The organism is Pseudomonas sp. B2M1-30 (assembly GCF_025447575.1).
GTDB classification, from domain to species: domain Bacteria; phylum Pseudomonadota; class Gammaproteobacteria; order Pseudomonadales; family Pseudomonadaceae; genus Aquipseudomonas; species Aquipseudomonas botevensis.
In genome coordinates, this window is sequence record NZ_JAOEJT010000001.1 from 161,645 (window position 1) to 182,669 (window position 21,025).

Annotated in this window: 16 protein-coding genes; 12 read left to right on the forward strand and 4 right to left on the reverse strand. The window is 62.2% G+C overall.

Going from position 1 to position 21,025, the window contains the following annotated elements:
* The first annotated feature begins 4 nt into the window (after positions 1 to 4).
* Positions 5 to 850: a choline ABC transporter permease subunit gene (choW, locus tag N8H74_RS00695; protein ID WP_217829496.1), complete on the forward strand. Its 846-nt coding sequence runs from the start codon at positions 5 to 7 to the stop codon at positions 848 to 850.
* Positions 847 to 2,025: a choline ABC transporter ATP-binding protein gene (choV, locus tag N8H74_RS00700; protein WP_207863756.1), complete on the forward strand. Its 1,179-nt coding sequence runs from the start codon at positions 847 to 849 to the stop codon at positions 2,023 to 2,025. The genes choW and choV overlap by 4 nt, the downstream gene beginning before the upstream one ends.
* Positions 2,026 to 2,287: 262 nt before the next feature.
* Here choV and N8H74_RS00705 read toward each other — a convergent pair whose 3' ends face one another.
* Positions 2,288 to 4,228, reverse strand: a complete 1,941-nt coding sequence (locus tag N8H74_RS00705) for a BCCT family transporter (protein WP_262146234.1) — start codon at positions 4,226 to 4,228, stop codon at positions 2,288 to 2,290.
* Between the two features lie 482 nt (positions 4,229 to 4,710).
* On the opposite strand from N8H74_RS00705, the gene betI reads away from it, so the two are divergent.
* From betI to yccS, 9 genes are all read left to right on the forward strand, one after another.
* The gene (gene betI / locus N8H74_RS00710; RefSeq protein WP_262145836.1) at positions 4,711 to 5,304 is read left to right on the forward strand and encodes a transcriptional regulator BetI; all 594 of its coding nucleotides are present in this window, start codon (positions 4,711 to 4,713) and stop codon (positions 5,302 to 5,304) included.
* A gap of 112 nt (positions 5,305 to 5,416) precedes the next feature.
* Positions 5,417 to 6,889, forward strand: coding sequence for a betaine-aldehyde dehydrogenase (gene betB / locus N8H74_RS00715; protein WP_217829493.1), 1,473 nt, complete (start codon positions 5,417 to 5,419; stop codon positions 6,887 to 6,889).
* Between the two features lie 115 nt (positions 6,890 to 7,004).
* Entirely contained in the window at positions 7,005 to 8,708 is a 1,704-nt protein-coding gene (gene betA, locus N8H74_RS00720; RefSeq protein ID WP_262145837.1) for a choline dehydrogenase, read from the forward strand.
* A 266-nt stretch (positions 8,709 to 8,974) separates the two neighbouring features.
* Positions 8,975 to 10,417 (forward strand): TldD/PmbA family protein, encoded by a 1,443-nt coding sequence (locus N8H74_RS00725; protein ID WP_217829491.1) that lies wholly within the window; start codon positions 8,975 to 8,977, stop codon positions 10,415 to 10,417.
* Positions 10,417 to 11,754, forward strand: a complete 1,338-nt coding sequence (locus N8H74_RS00730; protein WP_217829490.1) for a TldD/PmbA family protein — start codon at positions 10,417 to 10,419, stop codon at positions 11,752 to 11,754. Before N8H74_RS00725 ends, N8H74_RS00730 begins: the two co-directional genes overlap by 1 nt.
* Before the next feature lie 68 nt (positions 11,755 to 11,822).
* Positions 11,823 to 13,250, forward strand: a complete 1,428-nt coding sequence (mdtD, locus tag N8H74_RS00735) for a multidrug transporter subunit MdtD (RefSeq protein ID WP_217829489.1) — start codon at positions 11,823 to 11,825, stop codon at positions 13,248 to 13,250.
* Between the two features lie 142 nt (positions 13,251 to 13,392).
* Positions 13,393 to 14,730: an ATP-dependent RNA helicase DbpA gene (dbpA, locus tag N8H74_RS00740; protein WP_262146235.1), complete on the forward strand. Its 1,338-nt coding sequence runs from the start codon at positions 13,393 to 13,395 to the stop codon at positions 14,728 to 14,730.
* A 153-nt stretch (positions 14,731 to 14,883) separates the two neighbouring features.
* Positions 14,884 to 16,062 (forward strand): NAD(P)/FAD-dependent oxidoreductase, encoded by a 1,179-nt coding sequence (locus N8H74_RS00745; RefSeq protein WP_262145839.1) that lies wholly within the window; start codon positions 14,884 to 14,886, stop codon positions 16,060 to 16,062.
* Between the two features lie 245 nt (positions 16,063 to 16,307).
* Complete coding sequence (gene yccS / locus N8H74_RS00750; protein ID WP_262145840.1) at positions 16,308 to 18,491, forward strand: YccS family putative transporter; 2,184 nt, start codon at positions 16,308 to 16,310, stop codon at positions 18,489 to 18,491.
* A 59-nt stretch (positions 18,492 to 18,550) separates the two neighbouring features.
* On the opposite strand, the gene N8H74_RS00755 is transcribed toward yccS, so the two are convergent.
* Positions 18,551 to 19,288 (reverse strand): transporter substrate-binding domain-containing protein, encoded by a 738-nt coding sequence (locus tag N8H74_RS00755; protein ID WP_217829485.1) that lies wholly within the window; start codon positions 19,286 to 19,288, stop codon positions 18,551 to 18,553.
* 255 nt (positions 19,289 to 19,543) lie between these two features.
* Here N8H74_RS00755 and N8H74_RS00760 point away from each other — a divergent pair, with 255 nt between their 5' ends.
* Positions 19,544 to 19,996 carry a GNAT family N-acetyltransferase gene (locus N8H74_RS00760; RefSeq protein WP_262145842.1) on the forward strand — a complete coding sequence of 151 codons (453 nt, stop codon included), beginning with the start codon at positions 19,544 to 19,546 and terminating at the stop codon, positions 19,994 to 19,996.
* A gap of 184 nt (positions 19,997 to 20,180) precedes the next feature.
* On the opposite strand, the gene N8H74_RS00765 is transcribed toward N8H74_RS00760, so the two are convergent.
* Positions 20,181 to 20,477: a winged helix-turn-helix domain-containing protein gene (locus N8H74_RS00765; RefSeq protein WP_217829483.1), complete on the reverse strand. Its 297-nt coding sequence runs from the start codon at positions 20,475 to 20,477 to the stop codon at positions 20,181 to 20,183.
* A 22-nt stretch (positions 20,478 to 20,499) separates the two neighbouring features.
* On the reverse strand, positions 20,500 to 20,991 hold the full coding sequence (locus tag N8H74_RS00770; RefSeq protein WP_217829639.1) for a M48 family metallopeptidase: 492 nt from the start codon (positions 20,989 to 20,991) through the stop codon (positions 20,500 to 20,502).
* Positions 20,992 to 21,025 lie beyond the last annotated feature (34 nt).

Sequence of the window (21,025 nt, forward strand, 5' to 3'; positions counted from 1 at the left end):
TACCATGCTGATTGATCAGAAAATCCCTTTAGGCCAGTACATCGCGGGCTTCGTTGAATGGTTGACGCAACATGGCGCCAGCACCTTCGACGCAATCGCCGTGACCCTGGAAACGATGATCCACGGCGTGACGTTTGCGCTGACCTGGTTCAACCCGCTGGTGCTGATCGGCCTCATCGCCCTGCTGGCCCACTTCATCCAGCGCAAATGGGGCCTGACCGCGTTCGTGGTCGCCTCCTTCCTGCTGATCCTCAACCTGGGGTACTGGCAGGAAACCATGGAAACCCTCGCCCAGGTCATGTTCGCGACCCTGGTCTGCGTGGTCATCGGCGTGCCGCTGGGCATCGTCGCGGCGCACAAGCCGGTGTTCTACACTTTAATGCGTCCGGTACTCGATCTGATGCAGACCGTACCGACCTTCGTTTACCTCATTCCTACCCTGACCCTCTTCGGGCTGGGTGTGGTGCCGGGCCTGATCTCCACGGTGGTGTTCGCCATCGCCGCGCCGATCCGCCTGACCTACCTGGGCATCCGCGATGTCCCGGAAGAACTGATGGACGCCGGCAAGGCCTTCGGCTGCTCGCGTCGCCAATTGCTTTCACGGATCGAACTGCCCCACGCCATGCCGAGCATCGCGGCCGGCATCACCCAGTGCATCATGCTGTCGCTGTCGATGGTGGTGATCGCGGCACTGGTAGGCGCCGACGGACTCGGCAAACCGGTGGTCAACGCACTGAACACTGCTGATATCGCCCTGGGCTTCGAAGCGGGCCTGGCGATCGTACTGCTGGCGATCATGCTCGACCGTATCTGCAAACAACCCGACGCCAAAGTAGGGGGTGACGCATGAGCATTATTCGCTTCGATAACGTTGACGTTATCTTCGCCAAGGATCCGCGCGAGGCGCTCAAGCTGCTGGATCAGGGCATGACCCGTAACGAGATCCTGAAAAAGACCGGGCAGATTGTCGGCGTTGAAAAAGCCAGCCTGGATATCGAAAAAGGTGAAATCTGCGTACTGATGGGTTTGTCCGGCTCCGGCAAATCCAGCCTGCTGCGCTGCATCAACGGCCTCAACACCGTGAGCCGTGGCAAGCTGTTCGTCGAGCACGAAGGCAAGCAGATCGACATCGCTTCCTGCAGTCCGGCCGAACTGAAAATGATGCGCACCAAGCGCATTGCGATGGTGTTCCAGAAATTCGCCCTGATGCCCTGGCTGACCGTTCGCGAGAACATCAGCTTCGGTCTGGAAATGCAGGGCCGTCCCGAGAAAGAACGCCGCAAACTGGTGGACGACAAGCTTGAACTGGTGGGCCTGACCCAGTGGCGTAACAAGAAACCCAACGAACTGTCCGGCGGCATGCAGCAGCGCGTCGGCCTGGCTCGCGCACTGGCGATGGACGCCGACATTCTGCTGATGGACGAACCGTTCTCGGCACTCGACCCGCTGATCCGTCAGGGTCTTCAGGACGAGTTGCTGGAGCTGCAACGCAAGCTGAGCAAGACCATCGTGTTTGTTAGCCACGACCTCGATGAAGCCCTGAAACTGGGCAGCCGCATCGCGATCATGAAGGATGGCCGGATCATCCAGTACAGCGTGCCGGAAGAGATCGTGCTGAACCCGGCGGACGACTACGTGCGTACCTTCGTTGCGCACACCAACCCGCTGAACGTGCTGTGCGGCCGCAGCCTGATGCGCACCCTGGACAACTGCAAGCGCATCAACGGTTCGGTGTGCCTGGATCCGGGCGGCGATTCGTGGCTGGACCTGGCCGAAGGCAACACCATCAAGGGCGCGCGGCAGAACGGTTCGGTGCTGAACCTGCAGAACTGGGCACCGGGCCAGGCCGTCGAAGGGCTGGAACGCAAGCCGACGCTGGTGGATTCGAATATCGGCATGCGCGATGCGTTGCAGATCCGTTATCAGACCGGCAACAAACTGGTGCTGCACGACAACAATCATGTGGTGGGGATTCTTGGCGACAGCGAGTTGTATCACGCGCTGCTGGGCAAGAACCTGGGGTAAGGCGGGATGAAAAAAAGGGATCGCGGTGAGCGATCCCTTTTTTATTGGGTCAGGGAAAAGCCCCTCATCGGAACGCCGCCCGCCTAGCCCTCTCCCGGAGGGAGAGGGAACTGATTGGGGGGATGCTGCAGATATACGTCGACCTGATCTTGCTTCACCGAATCCATAATCGACTCGATCTTTCAGGTCGATGCGCAACACCAGACACCTCGATCGGCTCCCTCTCCCCCCGGAGAGGGCTGGGGTGAGGGGGCTTTTGACTTTAGCTATAGACCCGGCCAAGGAGCTGCCGATGGCTTTCGAACTGATCGAGCACATCCCGCGTGATCTGATCCTGCGTGAAGCCCATCAGGTCGTAATCCTGGCTGCCGTTGTGCAGATACACCTCGGCGCGGTAGTAACGCTGGCGCGCTTCATCGGACTGGGCCGATTCGGTCGGGGTCGCCAGATAGCCGTCCAGGCTCACTTCGTAGACGAACGGGTTGCCCTCCTCCATCTCCACCCGCACACCCATGCAGCGCTTGGACTTGCCCAGCAATGTCTGCACTTGCAGCCCCTGCGCACGCATCTGCGCCGCCGCGTCATCCAGTGCCGGCGTCACATGCTTGTCCATGAAACGCTGAACCACCGACTGGCTCGGTTGCAGATCCAGTTGCGTCAGACGCTCGCTGAAACCACGACGACCGCGTTCCGCCAGTTGCGCCTGCTCCTGTTCGATCTGCACGTCCTGGCGCATCGCCTTGTGCAGGCCGAACATGAAGCACACCAGCACCACCGAGAACGGCAGGCCGGCCAGCACGACCATGGTCTGCATGGCTTCGAAGTTACCGGCGAACAACAGACCGATGGTCACCAGGGTGATTACCACCGACCAGAAGATCCGCAGCCAGTGCGGGGCGTCTTCGTCGACGTTGCCGCCCTTGCACGAAAGGTTGGCCATCATCACCGCGCCGGAGTCGGCCGGGGTCAGGAACAGCACGAAACCGACGAAGATCGAAACACCGATCACCACCTTCGACGCCGGGTAATGCTCAAGCAACTGGTAGATCGCCATCGACGGCTGTTCCAGCGCGGTCTTGCCCAGTTCCACCGCGCCCTGGTTCATCACCAGGTCCAGCGCCGAGTTACCGAAGATCGACAGCCACGCCAGGGTGAAGCCCAGCGGAATCAGCAGCACACCGGCCACCAGTTCACGCACGGTGCGACCACGGGAAATCCGCGCGATGAACATGCCCACGAATGGTGCCCAGGAAATCCACCATGCCCAGTAGAACAGGGTCCACAGGCCCAGCCAGCGGTCGGACTTGGCGTTGTCGCCTTCATACACGTACAGGTCGAACGTCTTCAGCACCACGCCGTTGAGGTAGTCGCCGATGTTCTGCACGAAGCCGTTGAGCAGGTGCAGGGTCGGGCCGAACAGCAGGACGAAAATCAGCAGGCCGCTGAACAGAATGATGTTCAGGTTGGACAGACGGCGGATGCCGTTTTCCACGCCGGACACGGCAGCGATGGTCGCCACGGTGCTCATCACGATGATCACGATCAGCAGGTTGGTGTTGCTGTGCTCCATGCCGAACAGGTTTTCCAGACCCGACGACACTTGCAGCGAGCCGATCCCCAGGTTGGTCACCAGACCCAGCAGGGTCACGAACATGCCGAAGCCGTCCACCGCGTGACCGGCACCGCCCTTGACCCAACGCTCGCCGACCAGCGGATACAGCGCCGAACGCAGCGCCAGCGGCTGGTTGTGACGGTAAGCGAAATAAGCCACGGCCAGACCGACCAGAGCATAGATCGCCCAGCCGTGCAGACCCCAGTGCAGGAAAGTCAGTTGCACCGCCTGACGTGCCGCCAGGTTAGTGGCCGACGCGCCTTCCGGCGGGTTGAAGTAGTGGTCAAGCGGCTCGGAAGCGCCGAAGTACAGCAGCGAAATGCCGATACCCGACGAGAACAGCATCCCCGCCCAGGCGCCGTAGCTGAAATCCGGGGTGTCATCCTTGCTGCCCAGCTTGAGCTTGCCGTAGGAAGAAAACGCCAGGCCCACGACGAACACCAGGTAAGCGGCGATCACCACCATGTAGTACCAGCCGAAGCTGCGGGACAACCAGGCCTGGGCCACTCCCAGCATTCTGCCGGCCTCTTGCGGGGCGATGATCAGAATGGCGGTCAACAACAGAATCAGCGCGGTCGAGGTGTAAAACACCCAACCGTTGACCGTCACCTTCTCGGGCGGGGTCTTTATTAGCGAGGCAGAACTCATGGCACAAATGCTCCAGGCAGTGCGAGAGAAGAACACAAGGCAACACGGAACCCGACCAATCGGTTAGTTGGCAGCCGACCGGCGGGTGATATAAAGACACCCCGAAAAAAGCCCGAACCTGCAGAGATGGCGTCGCGAATCGTCGTCGTGGCCGAGGTCGGGACGTTCATCCGAAACCTGGCCGCGAGCGTCTTGCCCTTTCAACACGTCCATCGAACGTCGAACCGCGCCTTGCCCCGCGCAGGTTTCGAGCATTTTCGGATGTCGGTTTATCGCCATCTACAAGTGGGAAAAATCTGTAGGCAGCGACGATTTGTCGCAGATCTTATTCTTTGTTGATTGAACGTTCAATCAAAACAAAATAGACTGGCCCTCAATCCGGTAGCCGTTTTTCGTCTGCCGGAAGGCCTAAGGAGATGTGCAAGATGCCCAAGGTCGGTATGCAACCCATCCGCCGCCAACAACTGATCGAAGCCACTTTGCTGGCCGTCGATCAGGTCGGAATGGGGGACGCCAGCATTGCGCTGATCGCCCGTCTGGCCGGTGTCTCGAATGGCATCATCAGTCACTATTTTCAGGACAAGAATGGCCTGATCGCCGCCACGATGCGGTATCTGATGAGCGTCCTCAGCGAGAACGTCACCGCGCGCCGTCAGGCGCTGGCAGACAACAGCCCCCGGGCTCATCTGCAGGTGATCATCGAAGGCAACTTCGACGCCAGCCAGGTCAATGGCCCGGCAATGAAAACCTGGCTGGCCTTCTGGGCCACCAGCATGCACCAGCCGTCTTTGCACAGGTTGCAGCGGATCAACGATCACCGTCTGTATTCCAACCTGTGCTGCGAGTTCCGCCGTGTGTTGCCGCTCGAACAAGCGCGCAGCGCCGCCCGTGGACTGGCAGCTTTGATCGATGGCTTGTGGTTGCGTGGCGCGCTGTCGGGAGACGCTTTCGACACGGCGCAGGCGCAACAGATCGCTTACGAATACATGGATTTCCAATTGGCCAAGAAGGTGAGCTAGAGCACACAGAAAACGCTCGGCCCCTGAACCGCCACCGACCGGTGAAGCCTTCGCTGCAACGGCCTCACCCTCAGTGGTAAACGCCAACCACTTATGCACTTGCGAGGACTTTATGGCCCGTTTCGAACTGCAAAAACTCTACATCGATGGCGCGTACTCCGACGCTGGCAGCGATGCCACCTTCGAAGCCATCAACCCGGCTAACGGTGAAGTCCTCGCACAAGTGCAGCGTGCGACCAAGGAAGACGTCGAGCGCGCTGTCGTCAGCGCCGAAAAGGGCCAGAAAATCTGGGCATCGATGACCGCCATGGAGCGTTCGCGCATCCTGCGTCGCGCCGTCGACATCCTGCGCGAGCGCAACGATGAGCTGGCCGCCCTGGAAACCCTGGACACCGGCAAGGCCTACTCCGAAACCAAATACGTCGACATCGTCACCGGCGCCGACGTGCTGGAATACTACGCAGGCCTGGTGCCCGCCATCGAAGGCGAGCAGATCCCGCTGCGTGACACCGCATTCGTCTACACCCGTCGCGAGCCGCTGGGTGTGGTGGCCGGTATCGGCGCGTGGAACTACCCGATCCAGATCGCCCTGTGGAAATCCGCACCGGCCCTGGCCGCCGGTAACGCGATGATCTTCAAGCCAAGCGAAGTCACCTCGCTGACCACCCTGAAACTGGCCGAGATCTACACCGAAGCCGGCCTGCCGAACGGCGTGTTCAACGTCCTGACCGGCAGCGGCCGTGAAGTCGGCACCTGGCTGACCGAGCACCCGCGCATCGAGAAAGTCTCGTTCACCGGCGGCACCGACACCGGCAAGAAAGTCATGGCCAGCGCTTCGGCGTCCTCGCTCAAAGACGTGACCATGGAACTGGGCGGCAAGTCCCCGCTGATCATCTGCGACGACGCCGACCTGGATCGCGCCGCCGACACCGCGATGATGGCCAACTTCTACAGCTCCGGTCAGGTCTGCACCAACGGCACCCGCGTGTTCGTGCCGAGCCACCTGAAAGCCGCTTTCGAAGCCAAGATCGTCGAGCGCGTTGCACGCATCCGCATCGGCAACCCGGAAGACGAAAACACCAACTTCGGCCCGCTGGTCAGCTTCGCGCACATGGAAAGCGTGCTGGGCTACATCGCCAAGGGTAAAGAAGAAGGCGCCCGCGTCCTGTGCGGCGGCGAACGTCTGACCGATGGCGAATTCGCCAAGGGCGCGTTCGTGGCGCCGACCGTGTTCACCGACTGCACCGACGACATGACCATCGTGCGTGAAGAAATCTTCGGCCCGGTCATGGCGATCCTGACCTACGAAACCGAAGAAGAAGTGATCCGTCGCGCCAACGACACCGACTTCGGCCTCGCCGCCGGTATCGTCACCCGCGACCTGAACCGCGCCCACCGCGTGATTCATCAACTGGAAGCCGGTATCTGCTGGATCAACGCCTGGGGCGAATCCGACGCGAAAATGCCGGTCGGCGGTTACAAGCAGTCGGGCGTCGGTCGTGAGAACGGCATCAGCTCGCTGACCAACTACACACGCATCAAATCGGTACAGGTCGAACTGGGCGATTACGTCTCGGTGTTCTAAGACCCGCCATCGTGCGCTGCCCGCGAAGCCGCCTTCGCGGGCATGTCTGATCGCCGCTCCCGCTCGGGAAGCGCCGGCTGTCTGACCTGACCAACTTTCAAAGAGGGTGCATTCAATGTCCCAAGAATTCGATTACATCATCGTCGGTGCCGGCTCGGCCGGTAACACCCTGGCGACCCGTCTGACCGAAGACGCAGGCGTCACCGTCCTGCTGCTCGAAGCCGGTGGCCCGGACTACCGCATGGACTTCCGCACGCAAATGCCGGCCGCCCTGGCATTCCCGCTGCAAGGCCGTCGCTACAACTGGGCCTACGAAACCGATGCCGAGCCGCACATGGACGGTCGCCGGATGGAGTGCGGTCGCGGCAAGGGCCTGGGCGGCTCCTCGCTGATCAACGGCATGTGCTACATCCGTGGCAACGCGATGGACTACGACGGCTGGGCGAAACTGCCAGGCCTGGAAGACTGGACCTACCTCGACTGCCTGCCGTACTTCCGCAAGGCGGAAACCCGCGACATCGGCCCGAACGACTACCACGGTGGCGAAGGCCCGGTCAGCGTGACCACGCCGAAAGCCGGCAACAACCCGCTGTTCCACGCCATGGTCGAAGCCGGCGTGCAGGCCGGTTACCCGCGCACCGAAGACTTGAACGGCTACCAGCAGGAAGGCTTCGGCCCGATGGACCGCACCGTGACGCCGAAGGGCCGTCGTGCTTCCACCGCCCGGGGTTACCTGGACACCGCCAAAAAGCGTTCGACCCTGACCATCGTCACCCACGCCCTGACCGACAAGGTTCTGTTCGAAGGCAAGCGTGCGGTCGGCGTGCGTTATCTGGTGGGCGCGGCCGAAGAGCGTGTCGAAGTCAAGGCACGCAAGGAAGTCATCGTCTGCTCCGGCGCGATCGCTTCGCCACAACTGCTGCAACGCTCCGGCGTCGGCCCGGCGAAACTGCTGGAAAGCCTCGACATTCCGGTGGTTCACGACCTGCCGGGCGTCGGCGAAAACCTGCAGGACCACCTTGAGCTGTACCTGCAATACGCCTGCACCCAACCGGTCTCGCTGTACCCGTCGCTGCTCTGGTACAACCAGCCGGCCATCGGTGCCGAATGGCTGTTCAACGGCACCGGCATCGGCGCCAGCAACCAGTTCGAAGCCGGCGGTTTCATCCGCACTCGCGAAGAGTTCGAATGGCCGAACATCCAGTACCACTTCCTGCCGGTGGCGATTAACTACAACGGCAGCAACGGCGTGCAGGAACACGGTTTCCAGGCGCACATGGGTTCCATGCGTTCGCCGAGCCGTGGCCGCATCCAGGTCAAGTCGAAGGATCCGCGCCAGCACCCGAGCATCCTGTTCAACTACATGGCCACCGAGCAGGACTGGCAGGAATTCCGCGACGGCATCCGCCTGACCCGTGAAATCATGCAGCAGCCGGCACTGGACGCTTTCCGTGGCCGCGAAATCAGCCCGGGCATCGAAGTGCAAACCGATGAGCAACTGGACAAGTTCATCCGCGAGCACGCCGAAACCGCGTTCCACCCGTCCTGCTCGTGCAAGATGGGCACCGACGACATGGCCGTGGTCGATGGTCAGGGCCGCGTGCATGGCATGCAGGGTCTGCGGGTGGTCGATGCTTCGATCATGCCGATCATCACCACCGGTAACCTGAACGCGCCGACGATCATGATGGCCGAGAAAATCGCCGACAAGATCCGTGGCCGCCAGCCGCTGCCGCGCAGCAAGGCCGCCTACTACGTGGCCGGCGATGCACCGGTCAAAGGCAAGGCGTTGCGTGATGTGAGCGCTGTTGCTCAGTAAGTCGTAACACCGAGGCGCAGCCTTCGCGAGCAAGCCCGCTCCCGCATTTGATTCGTGAACGACACGAATCTCTTGGGGGAGCGGGCTTGCTCGTGAACGGGCCAGCGAAATCAGCCCACCTCTTCCCGCCCTCAGCAGTAAACCTTCCTACACCGCCTCTTCACTTGATCCTACCCCTACGCAGGCCTACTCTAGTCCTCGCGCAATCGCTCCACCTCTCCCCGCTGTCGCTCTGCCGCCACTCCATTACAAGGAGGTTCCCCCGAATGTTCGATTTTCACCCCCAGCTCAAGCAGCGCTTCGCTGCCTTGCGCACGGGCGCCGAGTTTTTTTCCCTGCGGTATGTGCGCGAGTCCGGGCAGTATCTGTCGGTGCGCAAGAACGTCGCCGAACCTCCGAGCCTGAGCCGCGACGAAGGTGCGATGCTTACGGTGCGGGTCAACGGCGTCGAAGCCTACGCCGCCACCAATGACCTGTCGCAGCAAGGCCTGCAGGCCGCCCTCGAGCGTGCCGAACAGCAGGCCCGGCGGATCAAGCCCCACGCCCTGCTCGACCTGCGCGACCAGCCCGTCTCCAGCGACCGCGCCGATTACTTTTCACCGAACGTCGAACAACCTTTCCCGTCCCTGAGCGAATGCTTCGAGCTGCTCGGCGCGGAGTCCGCCTCGGTGCCCAAGGATGAGCGCTTGGTGAACTGGGAAGTGAGCATCGGCATCACCCACGTCGAGCAGATCTACCTGAGCAGCGCCGGGGCCGAATTGCGCCAGGCCCAGCGCTTTGTCTATCCGGGCCTGGACGTCACCGCCTACGACGGCAATGACAGCCAGACCCGCAGCCTCGGCCGCGAGAACTTCGGCCAGCAGGGCGGCGCCGACGTGATCAGCCGTTGCGGTCTGATTGGCGCCGGTCCGCAAGTCGCCGATCAGGCGCTGCAACTGCTGCTCGCACCCAACACCCCGCAAGGCCCGCGTGACCTGCTGCTGATGCCCGATCAGATGATGCTGCAGATCCACGAGTCCATCGGACACCCGCTGGAACTCGACCGGATTCTCGGCGATGAGCGTAACTACGCCGGCACCAGTTTCGTCAAAACCAGCGACTTCGGCAGCCTGCAATACGGCTCGAAACTGCTCAACGTGACCTTCGATCCGGGCATTCCCGAAGAGCTCGCCAGTTATGGCCATGACGACGACGGCAGCGCCGCCAGCAAACAATTCCTGATCCGCGAAGGCCTGCTGCTGCGCCCGCTCGGCGGCGCGCTGTCGCAGTTCCGCGCCGGCCTCGACGGCGTCGCCAACAGTCGCGCCTCGAGCTGGAACCGCGCGCCGATCGACCGCATGGCCAACCTCAACATCGAGCCGGGCGACCAGCCGCTGGAGCAACTGATCCAGGGCATCGAAAACGGCATTCTGATGAGCACCAACCGCTCGTGGTCGATCGACGACGCGCGCAACAAATTCCAGTTCGGCTGCGAATGGGGCCAGTTGATCGAAAACGGTGAACTCAAGGGCGTGGTGAAAAATCCCAACTACCGGGGCATCTCCGCGCACTTCTGGAAGAGCCTGCGCGCGGTCGGCAACGCCGGCACCACCCGGGTGCTGGGCACGCCGAACTGCGGTAAGGGCGAACCGAATCAGGTGATCCGCGTCGGCCACGCTTCGCCGGCCTGCGTGTTCAGTCATGTTGATGTATTTGGGGGAGACGCCTGATGGCTAGCGTGAAGAGTCAGAGCGACGCATTCAAGGTTCTGGTCAACTGGCTGCGCGACAGCATCCGCGAGCCGGAACAGTTCACCGTCAGCTATGCCGGCGAGTCTTCGGCATTCGTGCGTTTCAACCACGCCAAGGTGCGTCAGGCCGGGCAAGTGCAGCAGGCCGGCATCAGCCTGAAGCTGATCGACGACGGTCGTCACGCCGACCTGCAAATCACCTTGTCCGGCGAGCCGGAAACCGATCTGCAACGCCTCGCCGAGGGCCTGCAGCAATTGCGTGAAACCCTGCCGCTGCTGCCGCAGGATCCGTATCTGCTGCTCAACCACAGCGGCTGGCAGAGCAAGGATGTGCAGACCCATCCGCTGCCGGACACCGAAGCAGTGGTCGCCGAGATCGCCCAGGCAGCGGAAGGTCTTGATCTGGTCGGCATCTACGCGGCCGGCCCGATCGCCCGGGGTTTCGCCAGTTCTTCGGGGGCGTTCGGCTGGCATCAGGCCAACAGCTTCAATTTCGATTTCAGCCTGTTCCACGAAAACGGCGAAGCGGTGAAGGCCAGCTACGCCGGGCACGACTGGAGCAGCGAGGGTTTCGCCGAGCGCTTCCGTCAGGCCCGCGAGCAACTGGCGTTCCTCGGCCGACCGCTGCGCACCTTGCCGCCGGGACAATACCGCGCCTATCTGGCACCGGCTGCGCTGGAAGAAATCATGGGCATGTTGTGCTGGGGCGGGTTCTCCGCGCAGTCGATTGCCAGCAAGAGCAGTCCGCTGCAAAAACTCTATGCCGGCGATCAGGCGTTCAGCCCGCTGGTGTCCCTCGATGAGAAAGTCAGCGACTCCCTGAGCCCGACGTTTTCCGGCGAAGGTTATCCGCGCAGCGACCTGCAACTGATCATCGAAGGCAAGGCCGGCGAGCAACTGGTCGGCTCGCGCAGCGCCGCCGAGTACGGCCTGACGGCCAACGGCGCCAGCGGCGGTGAAGCGCCGAGCGCGCTGAACATGGCCGCCGGGGAGTTACCGCAGGCGGACATTCTCAAGCAACTGGGCACCGGGCTGTACATCAGCAACCTGTGGTATCTGAACTTCTCGGATCAACCGGCGGCGCGCCTGACCGGCATGACCCGCTTCGCCACGTTCTGGGTCGAGAACGGTGAGATCCAGGCACCGGTCAGCACCATGCGCTTCGACGACAGCGCCTACAGCCTGCTCGGCTCGCAACTGGAAGCCCTGACCGCCGAGCGTGAGTTGCTGCTGTCGGCCAGCACCTACGGCCAGCGCAACACTTCATCGGCGCTGTTACCGGGGGCATTGGTCAGCCGCTTGACCCTGACCCTGTAAACACAAGACCCGGAGGGAGCAGGCTTGCTCACTCCGGGTTCGGTTTTCTGATTACCGCCAGAGGTTCCATGCCCAACCGCCCGCCGCTCGATGCCATCACCGCCCGCTGGTTGCCGTGGGTCGTGGCCATCGCGTTCTTCATGCAATCCCTTGACGGGACCATCCTCAACACCGCCCTGCCGGCCATGGCCCGGGATCTGGCCGAAGACCCGTTGCGTATGCAAGGCGTGATCATCGCCTACATGCTCACCGTGGCCCTGCTGATTCCCGCCTCGGGCTGGATCGCCGACCGCTTCGGCACCAAGAAAATCTTCTTCGGCGCGATCCTGCTGTTCAGCCTCGGCTCACTGCTCTGCGCCTTGTCGAGCACTCTGACCATGCTCATCGGGGCGCGAATCATCCAGGGCCTGGGCGGCGCGCTGATGCTGCCGGTCGGGCGGTTGGTGGTGCTGCGCGCCTACCCGCGCTCGGAACTGGTACGGATCATGGGCTTCATCACCATCCCCGGCCTGCTCGGCCCGCTGATCGGCCCGACAATGGGCGGCTGGATGGTGCAATTTCTGACCTGGCACTGGATCTTCCTGATCAACCTGCCGGTGGGTGTCATCGGTTGCTATGCGGTGTGGAAGTTCATTCCCGACCTGCGCGGCACCGAGCGCACACGTTTCGATAGCCTGGGCTTCCTGCTGTTCGGCGCGGCGATGATCCTGATCACCATCGCCATGGAAGGCCTCGGCGAACTGCACCTGCCGCACCTGCGGGTGATGTTGTTGCTGTTCGGCGGCATGGCGTGCCTGGCGGCGTACTGGCTGCGCGCCGGGCACATCGAAAACCCGCTGTTTTCACCCTCGCTGTTCAAGACCCGCACGTTTGCCGTCGGCATCCTCGGCAATCTGTTCGCCCGCCTGGGCAGCGGCGCCCTGCCGTTCCTCGTGCCGTTGCTGCTGCAAGTAGCGCTGGGCTATTCACCGGCGCAGGCCGGGATGAGCATGTTGCCCCTGGCGGCAGCGGCGATGATCGCCAAGTGGGTGGCGCGACCGCTGATCGAACGCTTGGGCTATCGCATCGTCCTCACCGGCAACACCCTGGCGCTGGGGATCATGCTGGCGAGCATGGGCCTGGTCAGCGAGCAGACACCGTACTGGCTGCTGCTGTGCCTGCTGGCGATTCTCGGGGCGATCAACTCGCTGCAATTCACCGCGATGAACACCGTGACCCTGATCGACCTCGACGACGCCAGCGCCAGCAGCGGCAACAGCCTGCTGTCGGTGGTGGCGCAGTTGTCGCTGAGCCTCGGGGTGGCGTGCGCCGGTGCGTTGCTCGGCGGGTTCACGGCGGAGATCGGCAACGACGGGGTCGAAACCGTCCTCGGCGCCTTCCAGCTGACCTTTGTCACGGTGGGGATCATGGCGATGCTGGCGGCGACGATTTTCTCGCAACTGTCCAAGAACGACGGGCGCCGCGTCAGAAGCCCGGAGCAACATATCGAGCACTGACCCACGGGGTCGAACCACACTTCGTCCAGAACTTTCGAGGAAAGTGGCACGGGGCTGCTACACTGCGCGACATTTTGTTTTGCAGGCCAGTCCCGTGACCACCATCGCCACCGCTTTTAATACTTTGCCGCTGTCTGCCGCCATGCTGGCTAACCTCGACTCCCTCGGTTATGCCCAGATGACGCCGATCCAGGCGCAAAGCTTGCCGGTGATCCTCAAGGGGATGGACCTGATCGCCCAGGCCAAGACCGGCAGCGGCAAGACCGCCGCGTTCGGCATCGGTTTGCTGAACCCGATCAACCCGCGCTACTTCGGTTGCCAGGCCCTGGTGATCTGCCCGACCCGTGAGCTGGCCGATCAGGTCGCCAAGGAAATCCGTCGTCTGGCCCGCGCCGAAGACAACATCAAAGTCCTGACCCTGTGCGGCGGCGTGTCGTTCGGTCCGCAGATCGGTTCGCTGGAACACGGCGCGCACATCATCGTCGGCACGCCGGGGCGCATCCAGCAGCACCTGCGCAAGGGTTCGCTGGTTCTCGACGGCCTCAACACGCTGATCCTCGACGAAGCCGACCGCATGCTCGACATGGGTTTCTACGACGCCATCGAAGACATCATCCAGCAGACCCCGGAACGTCGTCAGACCTTGCTGTTCTCTGCCACTTACCCGGTGGGCATCAAGCAACTGGCCTCCAAGTTCATGCGCGATCCGCAGCAAGTGAAGGTCGAAACCTTCCACGACGACACGCAGATCGAACAGCGTTTCTACGAGATTTCCCCGGAAGAACGCATGGGTGCCGTGACCAAAGTCTTGCACCACTTCCGTCCGGCCTCCTGCGTGGCGTTCTGCTTCACCAAGCAGCAAGTCCAGGAAACCGTCGATCACCTGACCGCCAAGGGCATTTCCGCCGTCGGCCTGCACGGCGATCTGGAACAGCGTGACCGCGATCAGGTGCTGGCGATGTTCGCCAACCGCAGCACCTCGGTATTGGTCGCCACCGACGTCGCCGCCCGTGGTCTGGACATCGATGCGCTGGACATGGTGATCAACGTCGAACTGGCCCGGGACTCGGAAATCCACATTCACCGCGTCGGCCGTACCGGTCGTGCGGGCGAGAAAGGCATCGCGATCAGCCTGGTCGCGCCTTCCGAAGCGCACCGCGCGCAAGCGATCGAACAACTGCAAAAAGCGCCGCTGAACTGGGATCAGGTGGAAAACCTCAAGTCCCAGGGCGGCGCCCCCCTGCAGCCACCGATGAGCACGCTGTGCATCGCTGGCGGGCGTAAAGACAAGGTGCGTCCGGGTGACATTCTCGGCGCACTGACCGGCGACGCCGGCATCCCCGGCGCCCAGGTCGGCAAGATTGCGATCTTCGACTTCCAGTCGTACGTGGCGGTTGAACGCACCGTGGTCATGCAGGCCCTGCAGCGTTTGAACAACGGCAAGATCAAGGGCCGCTCGCTGCGCGTCCGTGTGCTGTAACTGATCTGCTGCCCGACAGAGATCAAATGTGGGAGCGGGCTTGCTCGCGAAGGTAATCGGTCAGTCGACAGCAATGTCGAATGACGCACCGCCTTCGCGAGCGAGCCCGCTCCCACAATCCGTTTTGTGGCGAGTCACCAAGAGGACACCGTTTTGCGCTCTACCGAAGTCGTGATCATTGGCGCTGGCGCCGCAGGTTTGATGTGCGCACTGACTGCCGCCGGGCGTGGACGTCAGGTGTTGCTGCTCGACCATGCGAACAAGGCCGGCAAGAAAATCCTGATGTCCGGCGGTGGCCGCTGCAATTTCACCAACATGTACACCGAACCGGGCAATTTCCTCTCGCAGAACCCGCACTTCTGCAAATCCGCACTGGCGCGTTATACCCAGTGGGATTTCATCGGCATGGTCGCCAAGCACGGCGTGCCGTATCACGAGAAAAAACTCGGCCAGTTGTTCTGCGATAACAAATCCAGCGACATTCTCGGCATGCTCCTCGACGAGTGCGATCAGGTTGGCGTCAACCTGCACCTGGACACCTCGATCCAGACCATCGAGAAAGTCGAAAACGGATACCTGCTCGATACCACCCTCGGCCAGATCCAGTGCCAGTCGCTGGTGATCGCCACCGGTGGTCTGTCGATCCCGACCCTGGGCGCCACCGGTTTCGGTTATCAGGTCGCCAGGCAGTTTGGTCACGAACTGCTGCCGACCCGCGCCGGCCTGGTGCCGTTCACCATCACCGACCAGCTCAAGGACTTGTGCGCCGAGCTATCCGGAACCTCGGTGGATTGCCTGGTCAGCTGCAACGACCAGAGTTTCCGCGAGAACATTCTGTTCACTCACCGTGGCCTCAGCGGCCCGGCGATTTTGCAGATTTCCTCGTTCTGGGAATCCGGCGACACGGTGGAGATCAACCTGCTGCCGGATCACGACGCGGCAGGCTGGCTGCAACAGCAACAGGCCGAGCGCCCGAACAGCGAACTGAAAACCCTGCTCGGGGAAATCTTCACCAAGAAGATGGCCAACCTGCTGGCGGACAACTGGTTCGTCTCCAAGCCGATGAAGCAGTACACCCACGCCGAACTGGCAGAGATCGCCGACAAACTCGGCTGCTGGAAGGTCGTCCCGGCCGGCACCGAAGGCTATCGCACCGCCGAAGTCACCCTGGGGGGCGTCGATACCCGGGAAGTGTCGTCCAAGACCATGGAATCGCTGAAAAGCCCGGGGCTGTATTTTGTCGGCGAAGTGCTCGATGTCACCGGGCATCTGGGGGGCTTCAACTTCCAGTGGGCCTGGGCCTCGGGCTACGCGGCGGCGCAGTACGTCTGATTCCTTGGCCGCAGCCGATCACCACTGGCTCGCGAAAGCGGTGTGTCAGCCGACACCCGTGTTGAATGCCCTGCCACTTTCGCGAGCAAGCCCGCTCCCACAGAAACTTGCTGTCGATCTCAGGATTTGTGGTGAGTGCGAAGCCTCAAGGAACACTTTTTGCTGTCAGATGTGATCGGCGCCATTGCGTCGGCGTCATTACTGGCTCAATTTAGCGGCATCGCCTCGGAAGGCCTTCGCACTTCATGTCCTCGACCTCGTTTCGTCAGTCTTTGCGGCGCCTGTGGGCGCTGGATAAATTCAGCTATAGCGTGCGGGTGTTCATCGCCCTGACCGGCAGCATGGCGCTGTGCTGGTATCAGGATGAAATGGGGCTGCTGATCCCGCTGTTCCTCGGGATCATCGCCAGCGCCCTGGCGGAAACCGACGACAGCTGGCAGGGCCGCCTCAATGCCCTGGCGGTGACGCTGGTATGTTTCAGCGTGGCGGCGCTGTCGGTGGAACTGCTGTTCCCCTATCCCATCGTCTTCGTGATCGCCCTCGCCCTAGCGAGCTTCGGCCTGACCATGCTCGGTGCGCTGGGCGAACGTTACGGGGCGATTGCTTCGGCGACGCTGATTCTCTCGGTCTACACCATGATCGGCGTGGACCAGCGCGGTGGCGCGGTCACCGACTTCTGGCACGAGCCGATGCTGCTGGTCGCCGGTGCCGCGTGGTACGGCTTGCTGTCGGTGTTGTGGCAGGCGATGTTTTCCAACCAGCCGGTGCAACAGAGTCTGGCGCGGCTGTTCCGTGAGCTGGGCTATTACCTGAAGCTGAAAGCCTCGCTGTTCGAGCCGATCCGTCAATTGGATGTCGAAGCCCGGCGCCTGGAACTGGCGCAGCAGAATGGCCGAGTGGTGGCGGCACTGAACAGCGCCAAGGAAATCATCCTGCATCGGGTCGGCAATGGTCGCCCCGGCTCGAAAGTCAGCCGCTATCTCAAACTGTACTTCCTCGCGCAGGACATCCACGAACGCGCCAGCTCTTCACACTATCCGTACAACGCCCTGGCCGAAGCGTTTTTCCACAGCGACGTGCTGTTCCGCTGCCAGCGCCTGTTGCGCCAGCAAGGCAAGGCCTGCCGCGCGCTGGCCGAATCGATCCAGATGCGCCAGCCGTTCGTCTACGACGCGAGCTTCGCCGAAGCCCTGAGCGACCTGCACGCCTCCCTCGAACACCTGCGCATCCAGAGCAACCCGGCCTGGCGCGGTCTGTTGCGTTCGCTGCGGGCACTGGCGGCCAACCTCGGCACCCTGGATCGTCTGCTCAGCGACGCCAGCAACCCCGACGCCCTGGCGGACGCCACCGACAGCAGCCTCCTCGACCGCTCGCCGCGCAACTTCAAGGATGTGCTGGTGCGCCTGCGCACCCAACTGACGCCGACCTCGCTGCTGTTCCGCCACGCCCTGCGCTTGCCGCTGGCCTTGAGCATCGGCTACGGCATGGTGCACCTGATTCACCCGTCGCAAGGCTACTGGATCATTCTCACCACGTTGTTCGTCTGCCAGCCGAACTACGGCGCGACCCGACGCAAACTCGGTCAGCGGATCTTCGGCACCGCCATCGGCCTGACCATCGCCTGGGCACTGTTCGACCTGTTCCCCAATCCGCTGGTGCAATCGTGCTTCGCCATCGCCGCCGGGGTGGTGTTCTTCACCAACCGCACCACCCGCTACACCGTGGCAACGGCGGCGATCACGATCATGGTGCTGTTCTGCTTCAACCAGGTCGGCGACGGCTACGGGCTGTTTGCCCCGCGCCTGCTCGATACCTTGCTCGGCAGTCTGATTGCGGGCCTGGCGGTGTTCCTGTTCCTGCCGGACTGGCAGGGCCGGCGCCTGAACAAGGTGCTGGCCAATACCCTGGCCTGCAACAGCATTTACCTGCGCCAGATCATGCAGCAATACGCTGCCGGCAAGAGCGACGACCTCGCCTATCGCCTCGCCCGGCGCAACGCACACAACGCCGACGCGGCACTCTCGACCACGCTCGCCAACATGCTGATGGAGCCGGGGCATTTCCGGAAGGAAGCAGATGTCGGCTTCCGCTTCCTGGTGCTCTCGCACACCTTGCTCAGCTACCTCTCGGGCCTCGGCGCGCACCGGGAAACCCAGTTGCCGGCCGACGTGCGTGAACACCTGATCGACGACGCCGGGGTGAGACTGGCGACGAGCATCGACGAAATCGCCCAGGGCCTGGCGAACAAACAGCCGATTGCGATTCAGAGTGACGAGGAAGAGGCGCTGGCCAACGATCTGGAGCAGATGCCCGACGAAATCGATGAAGGCCAGCGACTGGTGCAGACCCAACTGGCGCTGATCTGCCGGCAGTTGGGGCCACTGCGGACGTTGGCGGCGCACCTGATCAAGGACACCAGCGAAGATTGAGGTGAGTGGGCCGGCCCCCGAAAGGGCCGGCAGCAGCAAAGTCGTTTCCGGATCAGCCCTTACATCCCGTGCTGCCTCAACAACTTCTCGTAACTGCCGTCGGCCTTCATTTCCGAAATCGCCTTATCGAACCCCGCCACGATCTGCTCGTGCTGCGGGTTCTTCAGGCTCACCAGAATGTGCAGGCTGTTTTCACTCAACGGCTTGGGCAGAAACTCCACCGCATTGCGCACCTTGGGTGACTCCCGGGCCAGGTAATAGCGGGCGACGAATTCGTCTTCCAGCGTCAGTTTGACCCGATCCGCCGCCAGCATGCGCACGGCCATGGCGAAGTTGTGCACAGGGACTTTCTGCAACGCGGTGTCAGCATCGAACGGCGCCGAGTAGGCGTAGCCACGCACCACCGCGATCGGGTAGGTGTGCAGTTCCTGAAGATTGTTGTATTCGATGGGCGTGTCTTTGCGCTTGATGAAGCGCACGCGGTTAAGCAGGTACTCGCCGGAGAACTGCCCCAACCGGGTTCGCTCGTCGTTGTACCAGGCATTGACCAGCACGTCGTAACGGCCCTCGCCGATCCCCAGCAGGGCGCGTGCCCAAGGCACCTGTTCGTAACCGCTGGCATAGCCGGCCCGGGCCAGCGCCGTGCTGACGATGTCCGTGGCGAGGCCACCGTTGACCAGTGTCTCATCGGTAAAGGGTGGCCAGATGTCGAAGACCAGACGCAACTTTTCCGCAGCAGCGCTTTGACTCAGCAACAGCAAACCGATCAAAGCAAAGGCTCGATGCAATCGCGGCATGCTTGAAAATCCTTAGCGGGCGAGCCGCCCGGCGTGTTTTCAGTCAAAACCCCAGGCCCCTTACCGGCGAATCCCAGGCCTTAACAGTAGCTCATTGAAGCCCGTGCACAGCGCTTATCAGCAGATTACACAAAGACGACAGCGGCGCCAGAAAGGAATGATGGCATTTTGGCCTTTGTCACAGATTTCTTTGCCATACAGACTTATTTTCGTCATGCGCTTAGTATCGGACGACGTTGTTCAAGGAATCGGAAGATGACAATCGAGTGGGTCTGCAAACATCACAGCGATCTGGGCAAAGAGCAGCTGTACGCCATTTTGAAACTGCGCTCGGAAGTGTTCGTCGTCGAACAGAAATGCGCCTACCTGGACCCCGATGGCCAGGATCTGGACGGCGACACCTGCCATTTGATGGGTTGGGAGGACGATCAGTTGCTGGCGTACCTGCGCCTGCTGGATCCGCAATCCCAGGGCGGCGACGTGGTGATCGGCCGGGTGCTGACCGCGCCGGCAGGACGGGGCAAGGGGCTGGGCCATGAAATGATGGAACAGGCGCTGAAGCAGGCCGGGAAGCATTGGCCGCAGGTGCCGATCTATCTGTCGGCGCAGGCGCATTTGCAGGGGTATTACGGGCGATACGGGTTTGTCGTGGCGGGTGAGGAATATCTGGAGGATGACATTCCGCACATTGGCATGCGGCGGTCTTGAGTTGCGGGTCTGACTGAAGAACCGGCCCTCACCCTGGCCCTCTCCCGGAGGGAGAGGGAACCGAACGGGGGTTGCTCAAGAGCTACGCCGACCTGAACGTGCAGCAGCGAATCCAGAAACGACTCGGTCAGTTCCCTCTCCCTCCGGGCGGTCTGACGCTTCGAGAGGGTGGGGTGACGGGTTCTCAGGGATACTCCAGAACCCCCTTGATCTGCCGCAGATTCCGCTCGATCCACCCCCGGTCAATCGCCCCCCATTCGCGAATCCGGTAGCGCCCGGCATGGTTGCGCGCGCCCTCTTCCTGCTCGAATTCACAAACGATATCCAGGTCCGCCAGCGCGGCGATCGTGTCCTGCGCCGTGCGCCGGGGCATGCCGGTGGCTTCGGTCAGCGCCGGCACGCTGGCGGCCAGGCCGCTGTCGATCAGGTAGGCCACATACAGGCGCCGGTAGAAACTGCTTTTGGTCTTGCTCACGTCCATGCACGCACCCTGTACTGGTTGGTCACTGCATCTCGCGCCACGTCAGGTACACCCGCAGATCGAACTCGATCTGGTGATACCCCGGCAGCATGTGCTCACATAATTTATAGAACGCTTTGTTGTGGTCCGACTCTTTGAAGTGCGCCAGTTCATGCACCACGATCATCTTCAAAAAGTCCGGCGCCGCGTCCTTGAACAATGACGCGATGCGGATTTCCTTCTTCGCCTTGAGCTTGCCGCCCTGCACCCGCGACACCGTGGTGTGCAGGCCGAGGGCGCGGTGGGTCAGGTCGAGGCGATTGTCGAACAGCACTTTGTCGATGGCCGGGGCGTTGCGCAGGTATTCCTGCTTCAGGTCCAGCGCGTAGCTGTACAACGCCTTGTCGCTCTGCACATCGTGGCGGCCCGGATAGCGTTGAGTCAGATAGTCCCCGAGTCGCCCTTCGGCGATCAGTCGGCGCACCTGATCCTGCAATTGCGCGGGATAGGCCTGGAGGTATTTCAACGCGGTCATGGGACGGGCAGCACGGGTCATGGAAAGGCCGCCA

Excerpts from the sequence above, each read along its gene's own strand:
- choW (WP_217829496.1), top strand. The coding sequence starts at position 5 with ATGCTGATTGATCAGAAAATCCCTTTAGGCCAGTACATCGCGGGCTTC.
- choV (WP_207863756.1), top strand. The coding sequence starts at position 847 with ATGAGCATTATTCGCTTCGATAACGTTGACGTTATCTTCGCCAAGGAT.
- betI (WP_262145836.1), top strand. The coding sequence starts at position 4,711 with ATGCCCAAGGTCGGTATGCAACCCATCCGCCGCCAACAACTGATCGAA.
- betB (WP_217829493.1), top strand. The coding sequence starts at position 5,417 with ATGGCCCGTTTCGAACTGCAAAAACTCTACATCGATGGCGCGTACTCC.
- betA (WP_262145837.1), top strand. The coding sequence starts at position 7,005 with ATGTCCCAAGAATTCGATTACATCATCGTCGGTGCCGGCTCGGCCGGT.
- N8H74_RS00725 (WP_217829491.1), top strand. The coding sequence starts at position 8,975 with ATGTTCGATTTTCACCCCCAGCTCAAGCAGCGCTTCGCTGCCTTGCGC.
- N8H74_RS00730 (WP_217829490.1), top strand. The coding sequence starts at position 10,417 with ATGGCTAGCGTGAAGAGTCAGAGCGACGCATTCAAGGTTCTGGTCAAC.
- mdtD (WP_217829489.1), top strand. The coding sequence starts at position 11,823 with ATGCCCAACCGCCCGCCGCTCGATGCCATCACCGCCCGCTGGTTGCCG.
- dbpA (WP_262146235.1), top strand. The coding sequence starts at position 13,393 with ATGCTGGCTAACCTCGACTCCCTCGGTTATGCCCAGATGACGCCGATC.
- yccS (WP_262145840.1), top strand. The coding sequence starts at position 16,308 with ATGTCCTCGACCTCGTTTCGTCAGTCTTTGCGGCGCCTGTGGGCGCTG.
- N8H74_RS00755 (WP_217829485.1), bottom strand. The coding sequence starts at position 19,288 with ATGCCGCGATTGCATCGAGCCTTTGCTTTGATCGGTTTGCTGTTGCTG.
- N8H74_RS00760 (WP_262145842.1), top strand. The coding sequence starts at position 19,544 with ATGACAATCGAGTGGGTCTGCAAACATCACAGCGATCTGGGCAAAGAG.
- N8H74_RS00765 (WP_217829483.1), bottom strand. The coding sequence starts at position 20,477 with ATGGACGTGAGCAAGACCAAAAGCAGTTTCTACCGGCGCCTGTATGTG.
- N8H74_RS00770 (WP_217829639.1), bottom strand. The coding sequence starts at position 20,991 with ATGACCGCGTTGAAATACCTCCAGGCCTATCCCGCGCAATTGCAGGAT.